This is a genomic window from Diaphorobacter sp. LI3 (assembly GCF_022807955.1).
Taxonomy (GTDB): Bacteria; Pseudomonadota; Gammaproteobacteria; order Burkholderiales; family Burkholderiaceae_C; genus Diaphorobacter; species Diaphorobacter nitroreducens.
Genome location: NZ_CP094346.1, coordinates 1,142,484 through 1,163,034, shown reverse-complemented (window position 1 = coordinate 1,163,034; position 20,551 = coordinate 1,142,484). Strand labels below are relative to the sequence as shown.

Here is a 20,551-nt window from a genome sequence, read left to right as displayed (position 1 = left end):
TCCGAATCAACCCACGATGAAGCTAGGCCAGACGGGGAACTGCAGAGCCAGCCCCCAGATGAATGCCACGTAACTGCCCACGGCCAGGATGGTGGCCAGGATGAACACTTCCTTGAAGTGGAACTGGTTGCCCGCCAGGCTGGCCACGAAAGTCAGGCCGTAGATGGCAACGATCAGGCCCATGGCCGGCACGCCGAAGCTGGGCAGGCCCGCCAGCAGCACGCCGAACAACAGGTTGGCGGAAATGATGAAGAAGATCTGCTTCCACGCCCACTTGCCGATCTTGTCGCCGTCCACCGTCTCGACCACGGTGGCCTTGAACATGATGGCCGCGCCGATGATGCCCAGCAGAATGCCCAGCAGCAGGGGGAAGTAGCCCGGGCCCATGCGGGCGCCGGTTCCTACGCTGTAGGTGGTGGCGCCCCAGGCAAAACCACCGCCGACGACGAGGAACATGAGGCCGGAAAAGAAATCTTTCTGACTCTTGATTTTCACGAATGTCTCCCAAAAGGAACGCGACGGGCGATTGTGGAGTGTCGGGCAGCGTTTCTCGATGTGGATTCCACCTACCGGTAGATACAAGTTTTCCCTAGAGGCAACGCCCCCTGGAACTGCACTTCGGCACGGCACCGACCGCTGCGCGGCGTCGAAGGTGGCGCGAGGGCCCTGGTCAGGCCGGGCCTGCGCCGCAGGAGCGCGGAAATACCGCCTTCCACCGCGTTGTGAAGGATGGGCGCGCGCCTGGTGACTGCGGCGGAACGGCGCATCCGCTGCGCCGCGATGGCAGAGATCGAGGCGCTACTCCAGCGGCGGGGTGGCGGCGATGACTTCCTCGAACGTGGTCACACCCTCGGCCGCGCGCAGCGCGCCCGCCAGGCGCAGCGGGCGCATGCCGTCCTGCACGGCCTGGCGGCGCAACGCGTCGATGGAGGGCGATTGGTTCACCTGGGTCTTGAGCGCCTCGCTCACGGTGAGCAGTTCATAAAGCCCCATGCGGCCGCGAAAGCCCGTCATGCGGCACTCCACGCACCCCACGGGCTTGTAGGCGCGATAGCCCCCGTTGATCTTCCAGGGGCGGATCATGTCGGCCAGCGCCTCGGGGTCGGCTGCCTCGTCCACCTGCCGGCAGTGCCGGCACAGCATGCGCACCAGGCGCTGCGCCAGCACCCCCAGCAGCGTGGCGTTGATGAGGTACGGCGGCACGCCCAGCTCCATGAGGCGCGTGACGGCGCTGGGCGCGTCGTTGGTATGCAGGGTGGAGAACACCAGGTGACCGGTGAGCGCGGCCTGCACGGCCATGTCGGCCGTGGCCAGGTCACGGATCTCGCCCACCATGATCACGTCCGGGTCCTGGCGCATGAGGGCACGCAGCCCTTCGGCGAAGGTGAAGTCCAGCTGCGGCTGCACCTGCGTCTGGTTGAAGCTGGGCTCGATCATCTCGATCGGGTCCTCCACCGTGCTCACGTTCACCTCCTCGGTGGCCACGCGCTTCAGGGTGGAGTACAGCGTAGTGGTCTTGCCCGAACCCGTGGGCCCGGTCACCAGGATGATGCCGTGCGGGCGCTTGACGAGTTGCTCCCAGCGCTGCGCATCGTGCGCAGTGAAACCCAGCGCGTCCAGGTCCTTCACGGCGTTGTCGGGGTCGAAGATGCGCATCACCATCTTCTCGCCGAAAGCGGTGGGCAGCGTGGACAGGCGCATTTCCACCTCGTCGCCACGCGGGTTGCGCGTCTTGATGCGGCCGTCCTGCGGGCGGCGCTTTTCCACCACGTCCATGCGGCCCAGCAGCTTCACGCGCGCCACCATGGCATTGAGCACGCCCATGGGCATCTGGTAGACGGCATGCAACACGCCGTCGATGCGAAAGCGGATCACGCCCTGCTCGCGGCGCGGCTCCAGGTGGATGTCGCTCGCGCGCTGGTCGAAGGCGTACTGCCACAGCCAGTCCACCACGCGCACCACCCCCTGGTCGTTGGCGTCCAGCTGCTTGTTGGTCTTGCCCAGTTCCACGAGCTGCTCGAAGCTGCTGCCCGCGGCGCCGCCGCCGGCCTTCTGCGCCTCGCGCACCGACTTGGCCAGCGCGTAGAACTCCGCCGTGTAGCGCGTGATGTGCTGGGGGTTGGCCAGCACGCGCCGCACCGTGCGCCGGGACTGGCGCTCCACCTCGGCGACCCAGTCATGCAGGAAGGGCTCGGCCGTGGCCACCACCACCTCCTTGGAGGTCACCTGCACCGGCAGCACCTTGTGGCGCTCGGCGTAGCTCGCGCTCATGGCGTCGGCCACACGGCCCACGTCTACCTTCAGCGGGTCGATGCGCAGAAACGCCAGGCCGCAGCGCTGGGCCACGTATTCGGTGAGGATGTCCACGTCCAGCGGCTTGCCGTCGCTGGCGCGCAGCATGGCCACGTTGCCCAGCCGCACCAGCGGGTGCTGGCTGCTTTCGGCCTGCGAGCAGCGTGCGATGGTGCGTTGCGCCTGCTCGGCGGTGATCACGCCATCGGCACGCAGCCAATCGACGATGAGCCGCCACTGCAACGGGCCGGTGGGCCCGCCGGCGGCCGTGGGGGGGGATGCGGGCAATGCTTCGGCAGTCATGGTGCGAGTGGCGGCAGAGGTCAGGCGACCGGTTTGAATACGCGCAGCCACTTGGTGGCCGGCAGGTCCCAGCGGGCCTGCACGCTTTCGGCGCGGGCCAGCAGCTCGGCACGTTTGGGCCGCGTGGGCGTGCGCTGGGCCAGCACCACGGTATTGCCCTCGCGCGTGGGCTTGAAGGCCCAGAGCGCGTCGGCGCCAAAGGCCTCGGCGAGCTTGTCCAGGCTGCGCTCGTAGCTGGAGGCGCGGCCGAACAGGTTCACCGTGAGGCAGCCGTCCAGCGTCAGCAGCGCACGGCAGTCGGCATAGAACTCCGCGCTGTCCAGCACCGGCGCGGCGGCCTCATGGTCGTACAGGTCCACCGCCAGCGCGTCCACCGTGCCGTGCCATTCGGGCTTCTTGATTTCCTGGGCCGCGTCGGCCAGCACCACACGCTGCATGGGGCCGTCGGGCGGCAGCTTGAACCAGGCGCGGCAGACGGCCTCCACGCGCGGGTTCAGCTCGACCACGGTGCAGCACATGCGCAGCTTCTTGCGGCAGAACTTGGTGATGGCGCCGGCCCCCAGGCCCAGTTGCATCGCGTGGCGCTTGGCCACGCTGGCAGGCTCCACAAACAGCAGCCAGGCCATCATGCGTTGCACGTATTCCAGTTCGATCTCGAACGGCTGCGCGATGCGCATGGAGCCCTGAATCCACGGCGTGCCCAGGTGCAGGTGGCGCACTTCACCATCATCGGAGACGCTCACCTCGGGCAGTTCGGTGGCGGCGGTTTTCTTGCGGGTCAAATCGTTATACCAATCCAAAAGTCGCCAGGGCCTCGCCCCAGGCGTGCAGTTTTTTCTCGAAGCTCCACGACGCGTTGGCCGGGCTGGTGGACGGCAGGCGCAGCGATGGCATCGGCGCATCTGCCTTCAGCCCCAGGCTGGCGCGCACGGCCTTGGCGTGGCGGAAGCTTTCCCCGCCATTGTGGGCGATGGCGGCCAGCCCCGGCGCGCGGGCATGCAGGCCAGCGAAGTCGTTGACCTGCGCGTTGCGGATGCTGGTATCCAGGCTGCCCTCGCGCTCGCAGGCGGCATACACGTCCCACAGGCCCAGGCCGCGGGCCAGCAGCCAGTCGCAGCGCACAGCGTACTGGTCGCGGCCCGGCAGCGGATGCTGCGGCCACAGCGCCGCCAGGATGCGCCAGAAGTGGTTCTGCGGATGGCCGTAATACTGCTGCGCGGCGAGCGATGCCACACCGGGGAAGCTGCCCAGCACCAGCACCCGCGTGCCGGAGCCCACCACGGGCGGCAGGCCGACCAGGCGACCGGCAGACAGCACTACCGTTTTTTTCTGCGCAGCCACCGGCCCTCCATTACTATTGTTTGTATAGCTGCTCGCGCTTGCTGCATAAGCCTTTGAGCCCGAAAGCACTCAAACCTGTGCCAACAGTTCAGCCAGCCGTGGCAACGCTGCGCAAGCGTTGGCGCGCGTGGCATGGGCCAGTTCTGTGCTGGAGATGCCGCGCAGCTGCGCCACCACCGCACCGATGCGCGGTAACTGTGCAGGCGTGTTGCGTGCGGGCGGGCGGCCAGCAGCGCGCTCGGCCGCGGTCACGTAGAGCCAGTGCGGCGGAATGTCGGGCGCATCGGTCTCCACCACCAGCGCGTCCAGCGGCAGTTCGGTGGCCAGGCGGCGCAACTGTAGCGCACGGTCGAAGGTGACCGCGCCGCCAAAGCCCAGCTTGAAACCCAGATCGATGAAGGCCTGCGCCTGCTGCAGGCTGCCATTGAAGGCATGGGCAATGCCGCCGCGCACCGGCAGCTCGCGCAGCGCCTTGAGCAACTGGTCCGCCGAGCGGCGCACATGCAGGATCACGGGCAGGTCGAACCGGCGCGCCAACTGCAGCTGCGCCCGGTAAAAGTGCTGCTGGCGCCCCGTGTCCAGATGGGGCACGAAGAGGTCCAACCCGATTTCGCCGACGGCCACCAGGCGCGGGTCATCCTGGTACTGCTCCAGCGCGCGCGCCAGGGCGGGCACGTCTTCGTCGCCGGCGACGGGAGTGAACAGGGGATGGATGCCCAGCGCATAGCTGTCGCCGTGGCGGTGCGCCAGGTCCCGCACGGCCTGCAGATTGGCGAGTTCCACCGCGGGCAGCACGCAGTGGGCCACGCCGGCCTGCGCGGCGCGTGCACGCTCGGCATCTGCGAGCGCTGCGCCGCCGTGATCTGCAAATTCATCCAGGTGGCAATGGGTGTCGATCCAGACGTCCATGCGCCGGATCATGCCACCGCACGCCCCCAGCGCCGGTCCGCAGTGTCTCAGTGCGTTTCAGCGCCAATGTCCTGCGGATCGGTCGGCGGCGCATCGGCGCCGCAGGAGCTGCTGTGCCCCATCAGCCCTTCTTGCTCAGCGGGCAGGTGTTCATGCCCAGCAGCGAGTACGCAGGGCAGGTGCCCGCCAGGCCCGTCAGCAGCGGCACCACGCCCAGCCAGCCCCACCAGCCCACGGTGCCCGTGGCCGCCAGGCCGATGAGCACCAGACCCACCGCGATGCGCAGCCCGCGGTCCCAACCCCCAACGTTGTGTTTCATGACACTTCTCCTAGTTGACGAAAAAAACGGTACCTCTGCGCAGCGACGCGGCCGCTCAGGGGCAGAAGATGTCCTTGAGCGCAGCCACGAGCTTTTCCGCCGCCGGGTCGGCAATGCGGTAGTACAGAGTCTGCGCGTCGCGGCGGAAGGTCACCAGCCCCTCGTCGCGCATGCGCGCCAGGTGCTGCGACAGCGCGGACTGGCTCAGGCGCACCTGCTCCAGCAGCGTACCCACGGAGGCCTCGCCCTGCTCGATCAGCAGGCACAGCACGAGCAACCGGTGCTCGTTGCCCACCGCGCGCAGCAGCGCGGCCGCGCGCGCGGCGCCCTGCTGCATGAATTCCAGGTCGGCGGTAGTGGCCACCTGCACTCCTTGTTGATAAATATCTAAATTAACGTAAGCTAATTTAGTAGATACTAATAAACGTGTCAACAGCGCCGAGCTGGCGCATCCCTTTCACCACCAGGAGTTCCACCATGACCTCGTCCACCGACTACAAGGCCCTCACGCGCGAAATCTCTAGCAATGTCAGCGAGCTGCGCAACAGCGTTCCGCAGGTAATGCAAGGTTTCAACGCGCTGGGCAAGGCGGCTCTCGCGGGCGGCGCCATCGACGCCAAGACCAAGGAGCTGATCGCGCTGGGCATTGGCGTGGCCGCGCGCTGCGATGGCTGCATCGGCTTTCACACCCAGGCCCTGGCACGCCTGGGCGCCACGCGCGCCGAGGTACACGAGGTGCTGGGCATTGCGGTGTACATGGGCGGCGGCCCCGCGCTGATGTACGCAGCCAATGCCGTGGCCGCGTTCGACGAGTGCGCCCCCGCGCAAGCGCCCGCCGCGACGGCCTGACCTACTATTGAAAATATAGCTGCCAGCGCTTGCCCAGCAAGCGCTGGAGGCCGTTTTTAGCTCAAAGCACCGGAGACCAAGCGCACGACGCGGTCGCACCGCGCGGCCAGCGATTCATCGTGCGTGACCATCACGAAGGCAGTGCCCTGCTCGCGCGCTAGCTGCAGCATGAGGGCGAACACGGCATCAGCGGTCGCACGGTCCAGGTTGCCGGTGGGCTCGTCGGCCAGCACGCAGGCCGGCTGCGTGACCAGCGCCCGGGCAATGGCCACGCGCTGGCGCTCGCCACCCGACAGTTCCGCCGGGCGATGGTGCACACGCTCGCCCAGGCCCACGGCCTGGAGCATGCGCACCGCCCGCTCGATGCACTGCGCGTAGGGCTCGCGGCGGATGCGCAGCGGCATGGCCACGTTGTCCTGGGCGCTGAACTCGGGCAACAGGTGGTGGAACTGGTAGATGAAGCCCAGGTGCGCATTGCGCAGGCGCCCCTGCTGCGCGGGCGATAGCGCCTGCAGCGCCTGCCCCTGGAGCGTGACGGTGCCGGCGCTGGGCGCGTCCAGCCCCCCCAGCAGATGCAGCAGCGTGCTCTTGCCCGAGCCCGACGCCCCCACGATGGCCAGCGTCTCGCCGGCGTGCACTGCCAGGTCCACGCCCTTGAGCACGGTGACGTCCAGCCGGCCCTCGGTAAAGCGTTTGGTCAGGCCTTGCGCCTGCAGCACCACTTGCCCATTACTCATAGCGCAGCGCCTCCGCGGGGTTCACGCGGCTGGCGCGCCAGCTCGGGTACAGGGTGGCCACGAAGGCCAGGATCAGGGAAATGACGGCAATGGGCGCGATGTCGCTGCTTTGCGGGTCGCTGGGCATCTTGCTGATGAGGTAGATGTCCTTGGGCAGGAAGCTGGCGTTCAGCGCCCGCTCGATGGCGGGCACGATCACGTCGATGTTGAAGGCCACGCCCAGGCCCAGCAGCAGGCCGGCCAGCGTGCCGATCACGCCCACCATGGCGCCCTGCACCATGAACACGCCCATGATGCTGGCGGGGCTGGCGCCCAGCGTGCGCAGGATGGCGATGTCCGCGCGCTTGTCGGTCACGGTCATCACCAGCGTGGACACCAGGTTGAATGCCGCCACCGCAACGATCAGCGTGAGGATGATGAACATCATGCGCTTTTCCAGCTGCACGGCCGCGAACCAGGTGCGGTTCTGCTGCGTCCAGTCGCGGATCAACAGGTTGCCCGAGAGGCTGTGCGCCAGCTGCTGCGTGACTTCGGGTGCGTCATGCAGGTTCTTGAGCTTCAGGCGCACGCCGGTCGGCCCTTCCAGGCGGAAGATACGCTCGGCATCCTCGTGGTGCAGCATCACCAGCGCAGAGTCGTATTCATAGTGGCCCGAATTGAAGGTGCCCGCCACCGTCATCTGCTTGAGGCGCGGCACCACGCCCGCAGGCGTGACCTGGCCGGCCGGGGCAATCAGCGTGACCGCATCACCCGCGCGCACGCCCAGCTGGCGCGCCAGCTCACTGCCCAGGATCACGCGGAACTCGCCCGGCACCAGGGCCTTCAGGCCCTCCAAATTCTCGGCGGCCAGGTCGGTCACCTCGGCCTCGTGCGCGGGGTCGATGCCGCGCACCAGCGCGCCCTTCATGTCCTCGCCACGCGCCAGCAGCGCCTGGGCGGCGACGAAGGGCGCGGCGCCCACCACGTTCGGATTGGCCCGCGCCTCGGCCAGCGTGCGCGGCATGTCGGGCAGCGCTGCACCGCCCGGCGCGAAGATCTCGATGTGCGAGACCACGCTGAGCATGCGGTCGCGCACCTCTTTCTGAAAGCCGTTCATCACGGACAGAACGATGATGAGTGCCGCCACCCCCAGCGAGATGCCCAGCATGGACACGCCCGAGATGAAGGAGATGAAGCCGTTGCGCCGCGTGGCCCGGCCTGCCCGGGTGTAGCGCCAGCCCAGGGCCAGTTCGTAGGGAATTTGCATGGAAGCGCGATTGTGTCATCGACCCGGGCCCGCGGCGCGGGCCCAGGGCAGCAACGCGCGGCGGCCTCAGCGCAAGCCGGGTGCGGAAGGGGCTGACGCGCCAAGGCCGCCTGCCCTGCGCGGCGCCGGCCCGCGGCTCAGCGGCCCGTTTCCGTCAGATAGGCCTTGCGCGCAGCCACCGCGGTGTCGGCGAAGTCGGAGAACACACCATCCACGCCCAGGCGGTAGAACTGCAGGTACTCGGCCTGGGGGGCACCCTTGTAGTCGAAGGCCAGGCGGCGGTTTTCGTTGCGCATGGTCCAGGTGTGGACCATCAGGCCCAGCTTGTGTGCGTCGGCCACCAGGCTGGTGGGAGTGCTGCTGGAAGCGTCGGCGTAGTTGACCGCGCCATCCTTGTTCACGTCGACCATCTTGCCGTCGGCGCCAAAGGTGCCCTTGACCGGCACGATGTAGGGCTTCCAGGGGCCCACGCCGTCGGCGTACTTGGCGATCTCGGCCAGGCCCGCCGGCGTGACCATGGAAGCGAACAGGTCCTTGCGGCCCGCGCGTGTCCAGTCGTAGGGGCGGTCATATGGCGCCTCGAAGGTGACCGCGCCGGTCTTGAAGTCGTAGTCGTTGCCATCCACCAGCTGGATGAGGCGCACCTGCGTCTTGGTGCGCAGGTACTTGAGGTTGGCCGTCTCGAACGACTGCAGGATGACCGGCGAATCCTTCTTGGTGTAGCCGTACTCGGCCAGGATGGCCAGCAGGCGGTCTTCGAGCTTGAGGCCCGCATCTTCATGGTAGGTGGGGTGCTTGGTCTCGGGATAGACGCCGATCACGCGGCCCACCTTGCCACCCTCGGTCTTGGCCAGGTCCAGCACCTCGCGCAGCGTGGGGATCTGGAACTTGCCGTTATAGGACTGGTCGCGCTCGGCCAGCGGCTGGATGGCGCGCAGGGTCTTCAGTTCCGCCAGCGTGAAGTCGGTGGCGAACCAGCCTTCTTCTTCCACGCCGTCGACCATGCGCTTGGTCTTGCGGCTGGCGAACTCGGGGCGGCTGGCCACATCGGTGGTGCTGGTGATGTTGGGTTCGTGGCGTGCCACCAGGTGGCCGTCCTTGGTGGCCACCAGATCGGGCTCGATGAAATCCGCCCCCATCTGGATGGCCAGCGCATAGCTCTCCAGCGTGTGGTCCGGGCGGTAGCCCGAGGCGCCGCGGTGCCCCACCACCAGCGGAGCCTGGCCGCTCAGCGTCGGCAGCGGTGCGGGGTCGTCGCCGCCGCCACAGGCGGTCGTCAGCAGGGAGGCACTCATCGCAATGATCAGGGGAAGACGGTGAGAAGACATGGGCATCCTTGGCCGTAAAAGTGAGCGATCCAGTCTCTGTTGCACTTGTGACGCTTGCATGACGCTGTGGGTTTTGCGCCCACCGTCATCGGGTGCATCCGGGACAATACACCCCTATGTCGGACATGCCCCATTTACTCATCCCGCTGGCCGCCAGCCCGGCCCAGGGATGCCAGCAGGCGCTTGAAGGCCTGGAACTGCCCCAGTTGGACCGGCTGTTGGCCCGCCTGTCCAGCACCGGCCTGGACGCTGGCGCCGAGACGGACTTCGCCCCGCCCCATGAACGCGCCCTGGCCCGCCACCACGGCCTGCCCGCCACGAGCGAGGGCCCCACGCCCTGGGCCGCGTGGTATCAGCACCAGCAGGTCAGCGCTCCCCATGCGGCCACTGGTGCCTGGGCCTTCATCACCCCTTGCCACTGGCAGGTCGGTGCCGACCATGTCACGCTGGGCGACCCGGCGCGGCTGCAGCTGGACGAGGCCGCCTCGCGCGCGCTGCTCGCCATCGTGGCGCCCTGGTTTGCCGAGGACGGCATCACGCTCGCCTACGACCAGCCGACGCGCTGGGTCGCGCAAGGTGCAGTGTTCGACAACCTGCCCACCGCGTCGCTGGACCGCGTGATCCAGCGCGACGTGCGCGCCTGGATGCCCGACCCCGCCCGCGCGCGCCTGCTGCACCGCCTGCACAGCGAGATGCAGATGCTGCTGTACACCCACCCCTTCAACGACGCGCGCGCGGCCCAGGGCCTGCCGCCGGTCAATGCCTTCTGGGTGCACGGCGCAGGCGCCCTGCCCCAGCCACCCGCCCCCATGCCGGCGCCCGAGATGCCCACCACCCTGCTGGACGCTGCGCTGCGCGAGGACTGGCACGCTTGGCGCCAGGCCTGGGCCGCGCTGGACGCCGGCCCCGTGGCGCGCCTGGCCGCGCATGTGGCGGGCGGCGGCGCGGCGCGCCTCACGCTGTGCGGCGAACGCGGCGCACAGTCCTGGCATACGGCGCCGCGCAGCCTGGGCCAGCGCATTCAGAGTCTTTTTAAGCCCCAGCGCTTTTCCAGCGTGCGCGAGCAGCTATGAAAATAGTAGCAAGAGACATCCCGCCGCGCGTGGTCTGGGCGCTGGAGCAGGCCGGCGTGCACCCGCTGCTGGCACGCCTGTACGCGGCGCGCGGCATCCGCGCCAAGGAGGAGCTGGACGACGCCCTCGCCCGCCTGCTGCCGCCCGACACCCTCATGGGCGTGCAGCAGGCCGCGGCGCTGCTGGCCGACGCCATCAGCCAGGACCGGCGCCTGCTCATCGTGGCCGACTACGACTGCGACGGCGCCACTGCGTGCGCAGTGGGGGTGCGCGGCCTGCGCCTGCTGGGCGCACGCCATGTTCAGTATTTGGTGCCCGACCGCGTGGTGGACGGCTACGGCCTCACCGCCTCCATCGCGCAGCGCGTGCACGAGCGCGGCGCCGACGTGCTCATCACCGTGGACAACGGCATCGCCAGCATCGAGGGCGTGGCGCGCGCCAAGGCGCTGGGGCTGACGGTGCTCATCACCGACCACCACCTGCCCGGCCCCGAACTGCCCGCGGCCGACGCCATCGTGAACCCCAACCAGCCGGGCTGCGGCTTCGAGAGCAAGTCCATCGCCGGCGTGGGCGTGATGTTCTATGTACTGATGGCGCTGCGCGCCGAGCTGCGCGCGCGCGGCGTGTTCGACAAGGCCACGCAACCCAAGCTGGAGCCGCTGCTGCCGCTGGTGGCCCTGGGCACCGTGGCCGATGTGGTGCGCCTGGACAACAACAACCGCCGCCTGGTGGCGCAGGGCTTGAAGCGCATCCGCGCCGGCCAGATGCAGGCCGGCATCCAGGCCCTGTTCGACGCCGCCGGGCGCAAGGCCCCCGTCGCCACCACCTTCGACTTCGGCTTTGCCCTTGGGCCCCGCATCAATGCCGCGGGGCGCCTGGCCGACATGACGCTGGGCATCGAATGCCTGCTGACCGACGACCCGGCGCGCGCCGCCGACCTGGCCCGGCAACTGGATGCCATCAACCGCGAGCGGCGCGAACTGGAGGGCGGCATGCGCGAGCAGGCCCTGCTGCTGGCGGAGAGCCTGTTCGACGAAGGCGAGGAGCCGCCGCCCGCCATCAGCGTGTTCGACCCGGACTTCCACGAGGGCGTGGTGGGCATCGTGGCCTCGCGGCTCAAGGACAAGCTGCACCGCCCCACCTTCGTGTTCGCTGCCAGCAGCGCGCCGGGCAAGGAGCATGAGCTGAAGGGTTCAGGGCGCTCCATCCCCGGCTTTCATCTGCGCGACGCGCTGGACCTGGTGGCCAAGCGCCACCCCGGCGTGATCCTGAAGTTCGGCGGCCACGCCATGGCGGCCGGCTGCACCGTGGCCGAGGAGCATTTCGACCACTTCGAGCAGGCCTTCGCCCAGGTCGCACAGGAATGGCTGGATGCCGCGACGCTCACGCGCCGGCTGGAAACCGACGGCCCGCTGGCCCCGGAGTACTGCCGCGCCGAGCTGGTGGACACCCTGCACCGCGAGGTCTGGGGCCAGGGCTTTGCGCCGCCCACCTTCAGCGAGGAGGTGCAGGTGCTGAGCCAGCGCCTGGTGGGCGAGGCGCGCAACCACCTGTCTATCAAGCTGCTGCACCAGGGCCAGCCCGTGGACGCCATCTGGTTCGGCCACACCGACCCGCTGCCCGAACGGGCGTTGCTGGCCTTCCGGCTGGACGTGAACGAGTGGCGGGGCGAGCGGCGGGTGCAGTTTCTGGTGGAGGGACTGGAGTCGCCTGCAATGTGACGCTCGGAGCAGCCTAAACGCAACAAAATGTGAATTTTGTATGCATTAAACCGTATGATCCAGCGCCATTCCTGGACTCTTATTGGTTTTCCCCATGAATGGTTCTCTCTGGCGTTGCCACGCCCTCGTCATTGCAGTCGCCGCCCTGACTGCCGGCTGCGTGACCACCGAGCAATCGCGCACCCTCGAAACTCCGAAGCCCACCGCGTCCGCGCGCGCGTATCAGGGGGTGCGCAGCCCCATTTCCATTGGCAAGTTCGCCAACCGGTCCAACTTCCAACGCGGAATCTTTTCTGATGGTGTGGACCGTCTCGGCGGTCAGGCGCAAACCATTTTGATGACGCACCTGCAGCAAAGCGGACGCTTTAACGTGCTCGACCGCACCAATATGTCGGAAACGCAGCAAGAGGCCGCCCTCCTCAAGCAAGCCCAGACACTCAAGGGGGCGCAGTTCGTCATCACCGGCGATGTCACCGAGTTCGGTCGCAAGGAAGTCGGTGACCGGCAGCTGTTCGGGGTGCTGGGGCGCGGCAAGGAACAGGTGGCCTACGCCAAAATCAGCCTGAACGTGGTGCGCGTACAGACCGGTGAAGTCGTCTTTGCGGCCCAGGGGGCCGGCGAATACAGCCTGTCCAGCCGCGAGGTCGTAGGTTTTGGCAGCCGCGCAGGGTATGACTCCACCCTGAACGGCAAAGTGCTTGACCTGGCCATCCGCGAAGCCGTGGACAAGCTCGTGAGCGGTGTCGAATCTGGCGCATGGGTGCCCGCACAATGAGCCGCCACACCACCACCCGCTTGGCGCTTCCCATCGCAGCTGCGTTGGTCATGGCGGGCTGCGCCACCACATCCCATCAGCCCCTGTACGGCTGGGACGGCTATCAGCCTCAGGTGTACGAATACCTCAAAAGCAGCGGCAATGCCGATGCTGAACAGCAAGTGGCCAAGCTGGAAGAAGCGCAGCAAAAAATAGAGCAGCGCGGCCAAGCCTTGCCCCCTGGCTATCGCGCCCATATGGGCATGCTGTACGCCAAGGCAGGGCAGGACGAAAAAAGCGTCGCGGCCCTTACCGCGGAAAAGACCACCTTCCCCGAATCGGCGTCTTTCATGGACTTCCTTTTGCGCACACTCACCGGAAAGGCCCCGCAATGATTTCCCGTATTGGCGTTCGCACTGCCGTGGCAGCCTGCGCCGCCGCCATCCTGCTTTTGAGTGGTTGCGCGACGCCTCAGCCCTACGACTATTCGGCATTGCGTCAAGCCAAGCCCCAGTCCATTCTGGTGCTCCCTCCATTGAACCAGACGCCCGAAGTGACTGCGCCGGCGGGCGTGCTCTCACGCGCCACGCTCCCCCTGGCGGAGTCCGGCTATTACGTGCTGCCAGTGGCCGTGACCGAAGAGACTTTCAGGAACAACGGCATCATTTCGGCCCAAGACGCACAGGAATTGCCCGTGGCCAAGTTGCGGGAAATTTTTGGTGCGGATGCGGCGCTCTACCTGGACGTGCGGCAGTACGGCTCGGTGTACTCCATCGTGAGCAGTGAAACCCGGGTAACGCTGGCCGCCCGACTCATGGATCTGCGCACGGGCGAGCAACTGTGGTCCGGGGAGGCAACAGCCTCGAGTGCAGAAAACAAGAGTTCAAGCGGCGGCTTGGTGGGCATGCTGGTGTCTGCGCTCATTGACCAGATTGTGGAAACCTTGTCAGACCGCAGTGTGCAGATCGCCGAGGTCGCAAACGGCCGACTGCTGTATGCCGGCCGTCCGGGAGGACTATTGCATGGGCCTCGCTCTCCCAAGTACGGAGCAGACAGCAAGCCATGACCACGTAACGTCCTAAGCGGCGTATGGATGGCGAAAGGCGCGGCACAGGCCGCGCTTTTTTTGTCCCGACTGGGGGCGGGACGTACCAATGACGCTATTTTTTTGAGCTTAGAAGCTCTCCCATTCGCCATCCGCATCCGATGCCGCAGGCGTCTTGGCCGGCGCGATCTGGGGGGCGGACACCTTGGCGGCAGCCTTTGTCGGCATGGGCTTGGCCAGCGTCGCACGCGCCGGCGTTGCGGCCGGTGTCTTGACCGGGGCGGGCGCTACCGCTGGCGGCGCCACGCGGGCCGGGCTGCGGGGCGCCGCGACGGCGCCATTGCCCACGTTGAACACGGCCACTACCTGCGCCAGGCGCTGCGCCTGTTCATGCATGGCGGCGGCGGCGGCGCTGGACTCTTCCACCAGCGCGGCATTTTGCTGCGTCATCTGGTCCAGGTTCGCCACGGCTTGGTTCACCTGGCCGATGCCGTCGCGCTGCTCGGTGGACGAAGCGGTGATCTCGCCGATCAGGTCGCTCACGCGGCGCACGCTGTGCACGATGTCCTGCATGCTCTGCCCGGCCTGCTCCACCTGGGCCGAGCCCGATTGCACGTTGTCCACGCTGGTGGTGATGAGCTGCTTGATCTCCTTGGCGGCCTCGGCGCTGCGCTGCGCCAGGCTGCGCACTTCGCCCGCCACCACGGCAAAGCCGCGGCCCTGCTCGCCCGCGCGTGCGGCTTCCACGGCGGCGTTCAGCGCCAGGATGTTGGTCTGGAAGGCAATGCCATCGATCACACCGATGATGTCGGCGATCTTGCGGCTGGATTCGGTGATCTGCTGCATGCTGGTGACCACCTGGCCCACCACTTCGCCGCCACGCTCTGCGGCCTGCGCGGCGTTGGCGGCGAGTTGGTTGGCCTGGCGCGCGGTGTCCGCCGACTGGGTGACGGTGGCGGTGAGCTCTTCCATGCTGGCGGCCGTCTCTTCGAGGTTGGCCGCGGTCTGCTCGGTTCGCGCAGACAGGTCGTGGTTGCCCGTGGCGATCTGGCTGGACGCCGCCGAGACCGATTCCACGCCCGAGCGCACTTCGCCCACCACGCCGCGCAGACGTGCTCCCATGGCCGACAGCGAGCGCAGCAGGTGGCCCAGTTCGTCACGACGGTCATCGTGCACGTCTTGCGTCAAGTCGCCACCGGCAATCGCGTTAGCCAGCCCCACTGCCCGCTCCAGGGGATGCGTGATGGAGCCCACGAGCAGATTCGCCAACACCAGGGCCAAGACCACCACCACCGCGGCGATGCCCGCGCCCATCCACATGGCGCGCTGGTGCAAGGCCTGGGCCTCTTGCTTGGCGGCGTCGCGCTCGCGTTCTTGCAGTTGGACATAGGCGTCCTGTTCGCCCACATAGCGCTCCACGGCGGGCAGCAGTTTGCTGTCCACCAGGGTCTGCGTGCGGGCGAAGTCGCCTTCGGCCCGGGCCTTGGTGGCCTACGCCAGCGCGTCCAGCATCACCTTGCGGGCGGCGGCCACGCGTTCCATCTGGGCCTTGTCCTCCGCAGAGAAGGCCACGGCCTCCACCTGTTTTTGCAGGGCATTGATGGCCTCGATCCCCTGCTTGGCTTTCTTCTGCAGGCCCGACGCCAGGGTCTCGTCGGCCGAGGCCAGCGCGCTCACGGACTGGTCCACGGCCAGCATGGTCAGCCCTTTCCAGCGCAGGGCCAGGCTGATGCGGTCTTCGTTGGCCTGCACGATGCGCGCCGCCTCATCATCGAGCTGGGCGGTGTAGGCCAACAGGCCCGCCAGCAAAAGCAGCATGGAGACCAGCAGCCCCAGGACGAGGCCCCACAGTTTGCGGGCGACGGGGAAATGGTTGAAGTTCATGTTCTACGCAATCAGGGGCGTCGTGGCGCCATAGCGGTGGAAGGAGGCACACGGGCGCAACAACCCGGCAGCCTGGACAAAAAGAGGCTCATATTGTCGCATTTATGCGCATTTGATTACAAATATTCGTCGCTGCCTGCAGCCCGACCCGTTTGTCACTGTGTTGCAACCACCACGACAACATGCCCTGCGGGCTCCCCCTAAAATGAAATCGTGTCCATCCTCCTCAATGCCGACCTCCACTGCCACTCCGTGGTGTCTGACGGCACCCTCACACCCGAAGCGCTGGCAGCCCGTGCGCATGCCAACGGTGTAGCGCTGTGGGCGCTGACGGATCATGACGAGATCGGCGGCCAGCACCGCGCCGCCGCCGCCGCGCACGCGCTGGGCATGGACTACCTCACGGGCACAGAGATCTCGGTCACCTTCGCCGACACCACGGTGCATATCGTGGGACTGGGGTTCGACCCGGACAATGCACAACTCGCCCAGGGCCTCGCGGCCACGCGCGGCGGGCGCGGCGAACGGGCACAGGAGATGGCGCAGCAACTGGCGCACGTGGGTATCCGCGGCGCATTCGAAGGGGCGTTGCGCTACGCGGGCAACCCCGAACTGGTCTCGCGCACGCACTTTGCCCGCTTCCTCGTGGAGACCGGCGTGTGCCACGACACCTCCGAAGTGTTCCGGCGCTTTCTCACCGAGGGCAACCCCGGCTACGTACCCCACCGCTGGGCCACGCTGGGCAATGCGGTGCGCTGGATCCGCGAGGCCGGCGGCATGGCCGTGATCGCCCATCCTGCACGCTACCGATTCACGGCGAATGAGGAATACGCCTTGTTTTCCGAGTTCAAGCAGCACGGCGGCCAGGGCGTGGAAGTGGTGACCGGCAGCCATACGCCATCCGAATATCCCGTGTACGCCGCCATGGCGCAGGAGTTCGGCATGGCCGCCTCGCGCGGCAGCGACTTCCACAGCCCGAACGAATCACACACCGATCTGGGCGCCCTGCCGGATTTGCCAGGCCAGCTCACCCCCGTGTGGGAGCTGTTGTCCGATCGCATCCTGCGCGCCCCCCGCACCACTGCCGGCTGACCGCCGCGCCCCTCCATGGCCCAATATTTCGAGATCTACGCCGACAACCCGCAGCCGCGCCTGCTCAAGCAGGCCGCCACGCTGCTATCGAGCGGCGGCATCCTGGCCGTGCCCACCGACTCCAGCTACGCGCTGGTCTGCCGCCTGGACGACAAGGACGCCGTGGACCGGATTCGTCGTATTCGGCAGATCAACGACAAGCACCACCTCACCCTGCTGTGCCGCGACCTGTCGGAGCTGGCCAATTACGCGCATGTGGACAACCGCCAATATCGCCTGCTGAAGTTGGCCACGCCGGGGCCTTACACCTTCATCCTGGACGCCACCAAGGAAGTGCCGCGCCGCGTGAGCCATCCGCAGCGCAAGACCATCGGTCTGCGCGTGCCCGACCGCAAGGGCCTGCAGATGCTGCTGGAGCTGCACGGCGCGCCGCTGCTGGCCACCACACTGATCCCGGCGGGCGAAAGCGAGCCGCTGAACGACCCGCAGGAGATCCGCGAGCGCTTTGAAAAGCAGCTCGATGGCATCCTCGACGCGGGCGGCTGCCCGCTGGAGCCCACTACGGTGCTGGACCTCACGCCCATGAATACCGGCGGCGACCCCATCGTGGTGCGCGAAGGTGGCGGCAGCCTGGCCAAGCTGGGGCTTTAAGGGCACGCGCCCGGGCTTGGTGCGTGCCACGGCGGCGCAATGCGCCGACGGAAGATTCAGAACGTTTAAGGCCTCTAGCGCCCATCCAGCAAGCGCCAATAGCTACTAAAACAGTAGCAATCAGTCACACCACCACCAGCCGGCGCAGCCATTGCAGCAGCACCTGCGGCAGTTCCTCGGGCCGGGGCAGCAGCGCGTAGTGATGGGCACCGAACACCGTGGGCAGATAGCGGGCCGCCTGGCGATCGATGGTCAGGCAAAACGGCGCAATGCCTTGCAGCCGCGCCTCGGTCACGGCCTGGCGCATGTCCTCCAGTCCATAGCGGCCTTCATAGGCGTCGATGTCGTTGGGCTTGCCATCGGACAGCAGCAATAGCAGGCGGTGCGCGGCCGGCTGGCGCATCAGCGTGCTGGTGGCATGGCGCAGCGCGGCGCCGGCGCGCGTGTAGTGTTCGGGCTCCAGACCGGCGATACGCAGTGCGGCGTCCCGCCCGTAGGACTGGTCAAAACGCTTGACGTTGCGCACCACCACCCCCTGCGGCCCCTCACCGGAGAACGCCTGCACCGCAAACGGCGCGCCCATGCCGTCCAGCGCCATGCTCACCAGCAGCAGCGCCTCACGCGCCACGTCAACCACCCGCCGGCCCGGCGCCACCCAGCCGTCGGTGGAGCCGCTCACATCCATGAGTACCAGCACCGCCAGGTCGCGGTGCAGGCGGCGCTCGCTGCGGTACAGGCGCTGGGGCAGCGGCAGGCCCGCGGCAAAGTCTGCGCGCGCCTCGATGCAAGCCTCCAGGTCGATCTCGTCGCCGTCGAGCTGGCGGCGCACGGCCACGCGGCGGCTGCGCAATAGCTCGAACCGCCTGCGCACGGCGTGCAGCATGGCCCGGCGCTCATGCAGCGTGGCTTCCAACCAATCGGGCGCGCCCAGGGCTGCGTCGTGCACCCACACGGCGGCGCCGGGGCGCCGGTAGCTGCCGCTGGCGCCGTCCCACTCGGGGTAGTACAGAACGTCGACGCCCGGCGCGGCGGCCGCACCACCGCCCGCCCGCGCCTGACGCGCCAGATGCTCCGGCGGGTCATCGGACAGCAGCACCTCCTTGGGACGGCCGGGCGTGGCCACGAGGCGCGCCTCGGGCAGTTCGGACAGCGCATCGGCGAACTCCTCGGCCGCCGTGCTGGCGTCACGGTCGCTCGGGCGCTGCATGCCCATGGGGTCCGCGGCCTGCTCGTGCGGCTGGGCGGTCTGCACCATCCATGCACCGGGACCGTTCGCGTCGTCCTCATCGGGAAGCGACTGGCGCACCTGCGGACGGCGCGCCAGACGGGCAGCATGGGTCGGCCCAGAGGCATCCTCTGCACCGTCCGCCGTGGCGTGCGCAGGCGCGGGGGTAGCCGGCGTGCGCAGCTCGCCCAGCCACGCGTCGGCCATGCACCAGCGCTGCTGGCGCGCGGGGGCCGCGGCCGGGCGCAGGCGCGAAGCGAGGGCACGTGCATGCGCCAGCACCTGTGGCGCCGGGGCCGGCAGCGATGGCATCAGGCCGGGAGGCCCGGCGCCCGCGGGGGGGCCGGCCAGCAGGGCGTGCGCCAGCGACTCCAGCGGTTGCAGGTGCGGCGCCAGCGCTGCCACGGCCGGGCGCGCAGCCAGCATGGCCTGCCGTAGGCGCGCCTGTGGCGCGGCCATGCCCGGCAGGCGCAGGGCCAGCGCGTGGTCGGCGGCGTGGGCTTCGAGCAGTGCGAACAAGGCCCGCTCGAAACCGTCCACCGCCTGGGCAGCGCATGCCGGCGCCCCCCGCAGTGCGCGCATGCCGTGCACCAGCGCGAGCGTGCGGTAGCGCTCGTCGGCGGGGGGCGCCCCGTCCTTCCCCGCTTGCGCGCCGGGTATGTCCGTCAGCGCGGGGGGCAGCCACAGGTTGGCGCCGTCGGTGGCGGGCACGGCGTCGCGCTGGCTGGGGGCCTCTGCTCGCTGCATCCAGCGCGAGAGGAAGGTGGGCGGCGCAGGCGGTTGCGCCGCGCGCAGCTGCAGGCGGATGCCCAGCGCGGCGCTTACCAACAGGTCCAGGCGCGGCGCCACATCGGCCAGATGCAGCCGGGGTGGGCCGGCCGGCGAGGGGCGGTGGCGGCGCCACAGCGCCTGGGCATAGATCGTGGCATGTCGCGCCGCGTCGGTGATGACATCCTCGGCCTCGGCCATGGTCAGACGAAGGTGGCGTCGACAAGGTCGCGCATGGCGCCCACCAGCGATGCCTCGTCCGACAGCGGCGCCACGATGGCGTGCAGGCAGGCGCGGCGCAGGTCCACGCCGCGCACCGCCAGCTGCGCGGCCGCCACCAGCAGCCGCGTGCTAGGCACCTCGGCCAAGCCACGGTCTTGCAGTGCGCGCAGCCGCGTGGCAAGCTGCACCAGCGCGCGCGCCTCGGGCTCGGCAATGCCGCTTTCCTGCGCGACGATGCGCGCCTCTACCTCAGGCGCGGGAAAGCCGAAGTCCAGCGCCACGAAGCGCTGGCGCGTGCTGGGCTTCAGGTCCTTGAGCATGCGCTGGTAGCCGGGGTTGTATGACACGATGAGCCCGAAGCCGGGCGCGGCCTCGACCACCTCGCCCGTCTTGTCGATGGGCAGGATGCGCCGGTGGTCGGTGAGCGGGTGCAATACCACTACCGTGTCCTGCCGTGCCTCCACCACTTCGTCCAAGTAGCACAGCGCGCCCTCGCGCACGGCGCGGGTCAGCGGCCCGTCGTGCCACACGGTGCCGCTGCCCTGGATGAGGAAGCGGCCGATCAGGTCGCTGGCGCTCAGGTCGTCATGGCAGGCGATGGTGATGAGCGGGCGCTTCAGGCGCCAGGCCATGTGCTCTACGAAGCGCGTCTTGCCGCAACCTGTGGGTCCCTTGAGCATGACGGCCAGGCCCTGCGCGTGACACTGCGCGAAAACCTCGATCTCGTCGCCGCTGGGCAGATAATAGGGGGGCTCCGGCGCAGGGGACGTTGCCGGGCGGGCCATCCCCGCC

20 protein-coding genes and 1 pseudogene are annotated in these 20,551 nt (G+C 68.3%); 8 read left to right on the top strand and 13 right to left on the bottom strand.

Going from position 1 to position 20,551, the window contains the following annotated elements:
- Positions 1–6 precede the first annotated feature (6 nt).
- From MRB47_RS05450 to MRB47_RS05420, 7 genes are all read right to left on the bottom strand, one after another.
- Entirely contained in the window at positions 7–495 is a 489-nt protein-coding gene (locus MRB47_RS05450; RefSeq protein WP_088888468.1) for a tripartite tricarboxylate transporter TctB family protein, read from the bottom strand.
- Between the two features lie 303 nt (positions 496–798).
- On the bottom strand, positions 799–2,595 hold the full coding sequence (locus tag MRB47_RS05445) for a GspE/PulE family protein (RefSeq protein ID WP_252102121.1): 1,797 nt from the start codon (positions 2,593–2,595) through the stop codon (positions 799–801).
- Positions 2,596–2,615: 20 nt separating this feature from the next.
- Positions 2,616–3,377 (bottom strand): hypothetical protein, encoded by a 762-nt coding sequence (locus MRB47_RS05440; protein ID WP_011806519.1) that lies wholly within the window; start codon positions 3,375–3,377, stop codon positions 2,616–2,618.
- A 4-nt stretch (positions 3,378–3,381) separates the two neighbouring features.
- On the bottom strand, positions 3,382–3,912 hold the full coding sequence (locus MRB47_RS05435; protein WP_252102120.1) for a DNA-deoxyinosine glycosylase: 531 nt from the start codon (positions 3,910–3,912) through the stop codon (positions 3,382–3,384).
- A gap of 93 nt (positions 3,913–4,005) precedes the next feature.
- On the bottom strand, positions 4,006–4,845 hold the full coding sequence (locus tag MRB47_RS05430) for a TatD family hydrolase (RefSeq protein ID WP_252102119.1): 840 nt from the start codon (positions 4,843–4,845) through the stop codon (positions 4,006–4,008).
- A 121-nt stretch (positions 4,846–4,966) separates the two neighbouring features.
- The gene (locus tag MRB47_RS05425; protein WP_011806522.1) at positions 4,967–5,164 is read right to left on the bottom strand and encodes a DUF2892 domain-containing protein; all 198 of its coding nucleotides are present in this window, start codon (positions 5,162–5,164) and stop codon (positions 4,967–4,969) included.
- A 55-nt stretch (positions 5,165–5,219) separates the two neighbouring features.
- Positions 5,220–5,501, bottom strand: coding sequence for an ArsR/SmtB family transcription factor (locus tag MRB47_RS05420; protein ID WP_172209352.1), 282 nt, complete (start codon positions 5,499–5,501; stop codon positions 5,220–5,222).
- A gap of 140 nt (positions 5,502–5,641) precedes the next feature.
- Here MRB47_RS05420 and MRB47_RS05415 point away from each other — a divergent pair, with 140 nt between their 5' ends.
- Complete coding sequence (locus MRB47_RS05415; RefSeq protein WP_011806524.1) at positions 5,642–6,013, top strand: carboxymuconolactone decarboxylase family protein; 372 nt, start codon at positions 5,642–5,644, stop codon at positions 6,011–6,013.
- A gap of 56 nt (positions 6,014–6,069) precedes the next feature.
- Here the strand turns inward: MRB47_RS05415 and lolD are convergent, their stop codons facing one another.
- From lolD to MRB47_RS05400, 3 genes are all read right to left on the bottom strand, one after another.
- Positions 6,070–6,750, bottom strand: coding sequence for a lipoprotein-releasing ABC transporter ATP-binding protein LolD (lolD, locus tag MRB47_RS05410; protein ID WP_047349873.1), 681 nt, complete (start codon positions 6,748–6,750; stop codon positions 6,070–6,072).
- Positions 6,743–7,996 (bottom strand): lipoprotein-releasing ABC transporter permease subunit, encoded by a 1,254-nt coding sequence (locus MRB47_RS05405; protein WP_011806526.1) that lies wholly within the window; start codon positions 7,994–7,996, stop codon positions 6,743–6,745. The genes lolD and MRB47_RS05405 overlap by 8 nt, the downstream gene beginning before the upstream one ends.
- 137 nt (positions 7,997–8,133) lie before the next feature.
- A complete protein-coding gene (locus tag MRB47_RS05400) occupies positions 8,134–9,324 on the bottom strand; it encodes a glycerophosphodiester phosphodiesterase (protein ID WP_252102118.1) in 1,191 nt (396 codons plus the stop codon).
- A gap of 116 nt (positions 9,325–9,440) precedes the next feature.
- On the opposite strand from MRB47_RS05400, the gene MRB47_RS05395 reads away from it, so the two are divergent.
- The 5 genes from MRB47_RS05395 to MRB47_RS05375 all read left to right on the top strand — a co-directional run bounded on the left by MRB47_RS05395 (position 9,441) and on the right by MRB47_RS05375 (position 13,938).
- Entirely contained in the window at positions 9,441–10,397 is a 957-nt protein-coding gene (locus tag MRB47_RS05395; protein WP_252102117.1) for a phosphoglycerate mutase, read from the top strand.
- Positions 10,394–12,118, top strand: coding sequence for a single-stranded-DNA-specific exonuclease RecJ (gene recJ, locus MRB47_RS05390; protein WP_252102116.1), 1,725 nt, complete (start codon positions 10,394–10,396; stop codon positions 12,116–12,118). The genes MRB47_RS05395 and recJ overlap by 4 nt, the downstream gene beginning before the upstream one ends.
- Before the next feature lie 94 nt (positions 12,119–12,212).
- Complete coding sequence (locus MRB47_RS05385; RefSeq protein ID WP_252102115.1) at positions 12,213–12,893, top strand: CsgG/HfaB family protein; 681 nt, start codon at positions 12,213–12,215, stop codon at positions 12,891–12,893.
- Positions 12,890–13,267 (top strand): DUF4810 domain-containing protein, encoded by a 378-nt coding sequence (locus MRB47_RS05380; RefSeq protein WP_123676240.1) that lies wholly within the window; start codon positions 12,890–12,892, stop codon positions 13,265–13,267. Before MRB47_RS05385 ends, MRB47_RS05380 begins: the two co-directional genes overlap by 4 nt.
- Positions 13,264–13,938, top strand: a complete 675-nt coding sequence (locus MRB47_RS05375; RefSeq protein WP_252102114.1) for a DUF799 domain-containing protein — start codon at positions 13,264–13,266, stop codon at positions 13,936–13,938. The genes MRB47_RS05380 and MRB47_RS05375 overlap by 4 nt, the downstream gene beginning before the upstream one ends.
- A 108-nt stretch (positions 13,939–14,046) precedes the next feature.
- Here MRB47_RS05375 and MRB47_RS19940 read toward each other — a convergent pair.
- Positions 14,047–15,801, bottom strand: a pseudogene (locus tag MRB47_RS19940) (methyl-accepting chemotaxis protein).
- Between the two features lie 213 nt (positions 15,802–16,014).
- On the opposite strand from MRB47_RS19940, the gene MRB47_RS05360 reads away from it, so the two are divergent.
- The gene (locus tag MRB47_RS05360) at positions 16,015–16,893 is read left to right on the top strand and encodes a 3',5'-nucleoside bisphosphate phosphatase (protein ID WP_047349830.1); all 879 of its coding nucleotides are present in this window, start codon (positions 16,015–16,017) and stop codon (positions 16,891–16,893) included.
- Between the two features lie 15 nt (positions 16,894–16,908).
- On the top strand, positions 16,909–17,544 hold the full coding sequence (locus MRB47_RS05355) for an L-threonylcarbamoyladenylate synthase (RefSeq protein WP_015914083.1): 636 nt from the start codon (positions 16,909–16,911) through the stop codon (positions 17,542–17,544).
- A 124-nt stretch (positions 17,545–17,668) separates the two neighbouring features.
- Here the strand turns inward: MRB47_RS05355 and MRB47_RS05350 are convergent, their stop codons facing one another.
- Together MRB47_RS05350 and MRB47_RS05345 are read right to left on the bottom strand one after the other, a co-directional pair.
- A complete protein-coding gene (locus tag MRB47_RS05350) occupies positions 17,669–19,738 on the bottom strand; it encodes a nitric oxide reductase activation protein NorD (protein WP_252102112.1) in 2,070 nt (689 codons plus the stop codon).
- Between the two features lie 2 nt (positions 19,739–19,740).
- A complete protein-coding gene (locus MRB47_RS05345; RefSeq protein WP_011806537.1) occupies positions 19,741–20,544 on the bottom strand; it encodes a CbbQ/NirQ/NorQ/GpvN family protein in 804 nt (267 codons plus the stop codon).
- Positions 20,545–20,551: the final 7 nt, after the last annotated feature.

Coding starts and splice junctions, on each gene's coding strand:
- MRB47_RS05385 (WP_252102115.1), top strand. CDS start 12,213: ATGAATGGTTCTCTCTGGCGTTGCCACGCCCTCGTCATTGCAGTCGCC.
- MRB47_RS05420 (WP_172209352.1), bottom strand. CDS start 5,501: ATGCAGCAGGGCGCCGCGCGCGCGGCCGCGCTGCTGCGCGCGGTGGGC.
- MRB47_RS05350 (WP_252102112.1), bottom strand. CDS start 19,738: ATGGCCGAGGCCGAGGATGTCATCACCGACGCGGCGCGACATGCCACG.
- MRB47_RS05345 (WP_011806537.1), bottom strand. CDS start 20,544: ATGGCCCGCCCGGCAACGTCCCCTGCGCCGGAGCCCCCCTATTATCTG.
- MRB47_RS05355 (WP_015914083.1), top strand. CDS start 16,909: ATGGCCCAATATTTCGAGATCTACGCCGACAACCCGCAGCCGCGCCTG.
- MRB47_RS05445 (WP_252102121.1), bottom strand. CDS start 2,595: ATGACTGCCGAAGCATTGCCCGCATCCCCCCCCACGGCCGCCGGCGGG.
- MRB47_RS05425 (WP_011806522.1), bottom strand. CDS start 5,164: ATGAAACACAACGTTGGGGGTTGGGACCGCGGGCTGCGCATCGCGGTG.
- MRB47_RS05375 (WP_252102114.1), top strand. CDS start 13,264: ATGATTTCCCGTATTGGCGTTCGCACTGCCGTGGCAGCCTGCGCCGCC.
- MRB47_RS05400 (WP_252102118.1), bottom strand. CDS start 9,324: ATGTCTTCTCACCGTCTTCCCCTGATCATTGCGATGAGTGCCTCCCTG.
- MRB47_RS05405 (WP_011806526.1), bottom strand. CDS start 7,996: ATGCAAATTCCCTACGAACTGGCCCTGGGCTGGCGCTACACCCGGGCA.
- lolD (WP_047349873.1), bottom strand. CDS start 6,750: ATGAGTAATGGGCAAGTGGTGCTGCAGGCGCAAGGCCTGACCAAACGC.
- recJ (WP_252102116.1), top strand. CDS start 10,394: ATGAAAATAGTAGCAAGAGACATCCCGCCGCGCGTGGTCTGGGCGCTG.
- MRB47_RS05380 (WP_123676240.1), top strand. CDS start 12,890: ATGAGCCGCCACACCACCACCCGCTTGGCGCTTCCCATCGCAGCTGCG.
- MRB47_RS05395 (WP_252102117.1), top strand. CDS start 9,441: ATGTCGGACATGCCCCATTTACTCATCCCGCTGGCCGCCAGCCCGGCC.
- MRB47_RS05415 (WP_011806524.1), top strand. CDS start 5,642: ATGACCTCGTCCACCGACTACAAGGCCCTCACGCGCGAAATCTCTAGC.
- MRB47_RS05430 (WP_252102119.1), bottom strand. CDS start 4,845: ATGGACGTCTGGATCGACACCCATTGCCACCTGGATGAATTTGCAGAT.